This is a genomic window from Cytophagia bacterium CHB2 (genome assembly GCA_030263535.1).
Lineage (GTDB): Bacteria > Zhuqueibacterota > Zhuqueibacteria > Zhuqueibacterales > Zhuqueibacteraceae > Coneutiohabitans.
Window position 1 is genome coordinate 1 of the sequence record SZPB01000412.1, and the last position, 5,275, is coordinate 5,275.

Annotated in this window: 4 protein-coding genes; 2 read left to right on the forward strand and 2 right to left on the reverse strand. The window is 52.5% G+C overall.

Annotated elements, in window-relative coordinates; all coding sequences use genetic code 11:
• Window positions 1-171 precede the first annotated feature (171 nt).
• Together FBQ85_26155 and FBQ85_26160 are read left to right on the forward strand one after the other, a co-directional pair.
• The gene (locus FBQ85_26155) at window positions 172-534 is read left to right on the forward strand and encodes a hypothetical protein (protein MDL1878615.1); all 363 of its coding nucleotides are present in this window, start codon (window positions 172-174) and stop codon (window positions 532-534) included.
• Between the two features lie 100 nt (window positions 535-634).
• Complete coding sequence (locus FBQ85_26160; protein MDL1878616.1) at window positions 635-2,476, forward strand: hypothetical protein; 1,842 nt, start codon at window positions 635-637, stop codon at window positions 2,474-2,476.
• 310 nt (window positions 2,477-2,786) lie between these two features.
• On the opposite strand, the gene FBQ85_26165 is transcribed toward FBQ85_26160, so the two are convergent.
• Together FBQ85_26165 and FBQ85_26170 are read right to left on the reverse strand one after the other, a co-directional pair.
• Entirely contained in the window at window positions 2,787-3,521 is a 735-nt protein-coding gene (locus FBQ85_26165) for a hypothetical protein (protein ID MDL1878617.1), read from the reverse strand.
• A gap of 56 nt (window positions 3,522-3,577) precedes the next feature.
• A complete protein-coding gene (locus tag FBQ85_26170; GenBank protein MDL1878618.1) occupies window positions 3,578-5,167 on the reverse strand; it encodes a tetratricopeptide repeat protein in 1,590 nt (529 codons plus the stop codon).
• Window positions 5,168-5,275: the final 108 nt, after the last annotated feature.

Below are 5,275 nucleotides of genomic sequence, written 5' to 3' on the forward strand. Positions count from 1 at the left end.
CGATCAATTCATCCAAAAACAGAAAAGCTTTGGCAGCCTGCAAAGAGACCACCAAAGCTTCTCGTGACACAAAGCAGCCAATGGTAGCGATTGGCGTCTTGAGAAGCAAAGGGCTTTTGGGGCTGCCAAGGGTGCGGAATAGTGATTTCTTAAATTTAGGAGACTGTCATCATGAGGCGCTTATTTGCTCTCGCACTCATTTTCGCCGTCGCATTTCTACTGCTGGCCGGCTTGGCTACGTCAAAGCGTGATGTTCCTACACAATTTCAAGGCTATGTGACCTATATGAACAATGGCCAGCCGATGCCAATCGGCACGCCAGTCAAAGCATATCTAGGCGGTGTCTTAAAAGGTCAGACAACGGTTCAACAGTCAGATGGTTATTATCGCATCACCGGGGAAAACGAAGATTTTCCCAGTGGTACGTATAATCTCATTTCAGATGACGGTTACAACTATGGTACGAATAACTGCTCGCACACCGAAACTCAAACCACGAACTGCAATATCCAGACTGTGCCTTATTCACCGTGACAGGTAGAACCGTGTTTTGTCAACTCGTGAGTCTCCCAGGTTAAAACAACTGGCCCACGTTCACGGGCCAGTTGTTATATGGCTCTTCTGGAGGCGTGTTATGCATTCTACCCGGCTTATCGGCTTGCTGTTTAGTGCAGTATTCTCATGCACGCTGCATGCACAAACTTCACCGCAGATCAAAACAGGTTTTCCCGTCTTTCTTGAAACCATTCGCCCATTTAAAAGCTTGGAAGGTCCCACACTTGCCGACCTGGATGGCGACGGCCAGCTTGATATCATTGTTGCCAGCGGCCGTAAGGTTTATGCATTTAATTATCTTGGCGAAACATTTCCAGGATGGCCGCAAAACACTTCATTTTCCGCCATGCTTTCACCTGCCGTTGGCGATTTGGATGCTGACGGCAATTTGGATGTTGTTGTTTTTGATCGTGAGGGATACAGCCGCAGAAGTTTTATCTATGCTTGGGATCACCAGGGCCGCCTCCTGCCGGGCTTTCCCTTGTCATATGGTTTTGGCGATTTTGCCTTGACGCTCTATGATTTGGACAGTGACGGCAAATTGGAAATCATCGGCAGTTTTGACAAAAAGATTTTCGTTTTTCATCACGATGGTCAAATCGCAACAGGATGGCCCCAATCCATTCCCGGTTTCCGGGTCAATTCCAAAGCCAGCGTTGGCGACCTGAATGCCGACGGCATACCCGATATCGTTTTTGCGCTTGGCAGGGAAACCGAAAGATACACGGAAAAGGACAGCGCTCAGGGAAGAATATATGCCTGGAATGCCAACGGAGAGCTGTTGCCGGGCTGGCCGCATAGCACATTACGTGGTTATACTTATGTCGCGGGAAGCAATCCCGTTCTGGCGGACGTGAATGGCGACGGCTTTCTCGAAATCGCCGCGGGGACTTATGGCTTTATTCCGCCGCAGTACGGCGGGTATGTTCAACTTCTGGATTATCTTGGAAATTCGCTGCCCGGATGGCCGATTTTCACCGTCTTGGATGATTCACTCAGCAGTTTTGAAGCAGCGCCGGCCGTTGCCGACCTGGACCGGGATGGTGAGCTTGAAATTATTATCGGTGACGATTTCGATCATGTCGCGGCATGGAACCCAGACGGCACACTGGTAAATGGCTGGCCGGTCATTTATGGCCGACTTGATAAATCATTGGTCTTTCGATCAACATCAGACGAACCTACCGTTGGCGACATCGATGGCGACGGTGAGCTGGAAGTCCTGGTCACCAATAGCCAAGCGGATTTAGTTGACGATGTCTGGCGGGGACGTATCTATGCCTTTAAGCAGGATGCAACACAACTGTCATGGTCACCTTTGCGGCCCCGGCAGTTTGCCAGCTCCAATGCCGTGGCCATGGGCGATTTAGAAGGAGATGGCACGTTAGAATTAATTGCCGTTTCAGGCGATATTTTTGACGGCGAAACCTGGCTCACCGTGTGGGAAATTCCCGGCGTACCTTATGTTGCAGAACGTTTCCCCTGGCCCATGTTCGGCCATGATCGCTGGCACACCTCACAATATAGTTTTAAGCCGCCGGATGAGCCAGCCGTTCATGTGACGGAGAGAAGAGATGCGGGCATTTTGCCTTCTGCATTCATACTGCATCAAAATTTCCCCAACCCCTTTTCCAGCCAAGCCAGCGGTGACTCCCGCGCGCAAGCCGGCACTTCCATTCACTATGAATTGCCGGAGGCGGCTGAGGTACGATTGCGCATCTTGGACCTCCTGGGCAAGGAAGTCGGTTTGTTGCTGCAAGCCCGGAAACCCGCAGGCCGGCATGAAGTTCATTGGGAAGGCACGGATCAGCTCGGAAGACGGTTGACGCATGGCCTGTATTTTTACCGCCTGGAAGCGGTGCCGGCGTCGAATTCCACCAGAACGATCGTGCGCACGCAAAAACTGGTCTTGTTGAATTGATTGAGTTATCGATTCCTTGCAAAACAAAAAATCCCCGCGGCCGCTGGCGGCCAGGGGATTTTTCGTTTCACCGTGTGCAGTGGCGGTGTTCAGCTTTTCAAAGTTAGAATAAAATTCAGAAAGATTTCTGGCCACGGATTTACACTGATCTACACGGATTTTAATGATTCTTTTGAAAGAACCGATTTTAAAACATAAAAACCCATGAAAATCCGTGCTCATCCGTGGCTAAAAAATGTTATCCGTTGGGAACAGAATTGTCTTAATCCTTTTTGCTACTGGTTGCGGCTCATTCGCGTTGAGCCTCAGATCAATTCTTCTCTCGCTTCGGCTTGATTACCGCGGCCGGCAGCTCAGCAGCACGCTTCCCGGAAGCGCCATTGGCGCGGCGATCATCCACTCCCACGAAAACTGTGTCGCTCACCGTGCGCTGAATAAACAACACGTCATACAACGTCGTGTCTGCCACCACCAGCGTGTCTTGCCGCAGTACATGCACGATATCGTAGGCCGTCACCGTGTCCGGCACCACCGGCGGCGCGGGCTTGTATTGCAGCCTCACCGGATTATAGCCCCAGATCTCGAAGGTCGCGGTTTGTTGATCGCGCTCGAAATAAAGCTTGATCGGCCAATCCTGATAATTGCGCTCCAGGCCCCGCAACAACGATGCGAGGATGCCGTTCTGCGCGGCTTCGGTTTTCGTCCCCTCAAAAATTTCCGCCGGGCCGTTTTGTGTCACCACCTGAAAATTTGCGGAGAAGCGCCAGTTATTCATCACTTTTTGCGCAGTGTCCGAAGGCGTGGGCACATAAATGCGCTCAGAGGGATAGCATTTCACAATGTCTTCCACGCCAAAGCCGTTTGCGGTGGCGTCGATGATCTCCATTTTCGTCACCGGGCTGTCGGTGATGAGAAACTCCATCAAGAAAAACTCGATCAACGCCGGATCGGTAACGGAGGCGACGCGAATAATTTTTTGATCGACGCTCGCTTTGGACTGCGGCCAAAGCGCCGCGGGCAAACCCAAGACGAGAAGCAACCACAAGAACTTTTGAACGAATCGTTGATTTATCATTTTTTGTGTCTTATCCGCAAGGTTTTTCAGTTCGATTGCCGCTGGCCGCTGACCAGCTCGCGATAGCGTTCGAACTGGCGGCGCGCTTCCTCAAATTTGCCCTGCCGCTTGAGCGCCTGCGTCAACAACTCATGTACGGTGATTTCCTCTTTGGGATCGAGTTGCTGCGCTGAAGCTAAAGCCTGCCGGGCAAACTCTTCGGCGCGTTTGGGATCATTGGCTGCCAGGCGCGCCAATTCGAGATAACTCTTGGCGCGATAATTCCAATCGATCTCCGCCGATTGCTGAAAATAAGCGAGCGCCGTGGTGAATTTGCGCGCCGCCAGCATCTGCTGGCCTTGATTAAAGCACATCGCGCCGTAACTATCGCGAAATTTTTGGGACATACTATCGGCATCCGTGTTGGTTTCTTTGACGACTGCCTGCATCATGTGCAACGATTTGTCAGGCTTGTTCAAGTGATTAAATTCGAGTGTTGCCAGCCGCCAGGACATCTCGTGGCGCGCGCGCCGGGTTTTGAGATTGGGCAGCAGGCGCTCCAGGCCTTTGGCCGCCTCTTCATATTTTTGTTGATTCACCAATTCCAGCATGGCGTCGCGCGTTTCGGAAGCAATGATATTGCCGTCATCCCAGGCCAGCCATTTCAAATTCGCCTGCGCCGCTTCGCGGTTTTGCGGATTTTGCGCGAACGTCAAGGCGCGCTCCAGCACCGCCTGCGCCGAATCCGCCGTTCGCATTTTGATATGACATTCCCCCTGATAATAAAGGTAGAGAAAGCGCTGGCTGCTGTCCGTGGCCGCGGCAATATTCCGGTCATTAAGCGGCTCGTTCGGTGGAATGCCAAATACGGCAGTTTCCGTCAATACCCGTTCGGCTTGTTGAAAGTTTTCCAATGCGGGTTGATACTCTTTCAACGCAAAATAGCAATCCGCCAGGCGCGCATACAAGCCGTGTTGATCTTTCTGCACGCGCACGAGAGATTCCAGCGTGGCCGCCGCTTTGCGATGATTCTTGTCATCCAAAAAACGCCGGGCCAACAGTTGATAGGTGCGCGCCAGCCACAAACGCGTGGTGGCGTCAAAGGGATTGTGTTGCAGCGACAATTCGAATCCGGCGCGCGCCGTTTCCAGCGCTTGCAACGATTGCCGGCGTAATTCCTCCGGGGCGGGATCTTCTGCGGCTTGTTTATCCAACGCCACCGCGCGCTTCAGCTCCAGGCCGGCTGTGTTGAAACTGCTAATCGCAGCGATCGAATCCACCGCCGTCGAATCGACGCGCCCCTCGAGCAATTCCCAGAGGCGATTGCTCTTCTCCACTCTGGCGGCAGCCGAATCGGAGATTTGTTTGGCCTTTTGCTGCTGCGGATATTCGACAAACAACATTTTTGCAGTTGAATCCGCCTGGCGCGCGACGCTGCTATCAACGCCTGCCGGCACCACCAAGGCTCTCGCCTTGCGATTGCTCTTCTGCGAGCGGCCGCCCGCGCATGCCGCCAGCAGCAACGCCGCGGATACGACGATCATGACAAAAACAGTTTTCCTGATCCGCCTGGTAAATCCTGTTACGTTCCGATTATTTTCCAACATTTTCATTTCCCGATAGACTTTTGTATTCAACTTGCTCGCCGTCCGCCGCGCAACGGCCAAGCACTCGCTTCATTGCTGGCATGCAAAAGTTGTCACGGCCAAGCTGTGACAGAACGCTTGACTCTTCGACTCGTTCAG